The organism is Halobellus sp. Atlit-38R (assembly GCF_003665925.1).
In the GTDB taxonomy this organism is placed as follows: Archaea; Halobacteriota; Halobacteria; order Halobacteriales; family Haloferacaceae; genus Haloquadratum; species Haloquadratum inordinatus.
Map to the genome: position 1 here is coordinate 1 of NZ_QXIJ01000305.1, position 466 is coordinate 466.

The 466-nt window shown below is 63.5% G+C and carries 1 protein-coding gene; it reads right to left on the minus strand.

The annotated features are described in order from the left end of the window. Positions 1-157: 157 nt before the first annotated feature. A partial coding sequence (locus tag D3D02_RS19515; RefSeq protein ID WP_233560729.1) for an enoyl-CoA hydratase/isomerase family protein occupies positions 158-466 on the minus strand: 309 nt, incomplete at its 5' end.

Here is a 466-nt window from a genome sequence, read left to right on the forward strand (position 1 = left end):
TTCGCGTGGATAGTCACGCCGGTCGTAATCTTCGCTGATGCCCAGTTACAACATGCTGAACAGGTGTCCAACCGGCCAAACAGAGTCGTGTGGCCAATAGCGTCATTTTTCATACCCGTTGTCGCATCACTGTACTACGTCGTGAAGCGCCTCTAAGCTACTCAAACTCCGGCCGCCGCTTCTCCAAGAACGCGGCGACCCCTTCCTCGTGGGCGTCGGTGTCGTAGGCGAGTGTCTGTGCGTGCGCCTCGCGTTCGAGGCCGTCGGCCCACGACCGGCCGAGGTTCGCGTGTATCGCTTCCTTCGCCAGCGCGAGCGTCTCCGTCGGCTGTGCGGCGAGCGTCTCTACCGTCTCGTCTACGGTGGCGTCGAGTTCGGCGGCGGCGACCGCCTCGTTCACGAGGTCGAGTTCGGCGGCGCGCTCGGCCGAGACGAGTTTCCCGGTGAAGGCGAGTTCCTTCGCGGC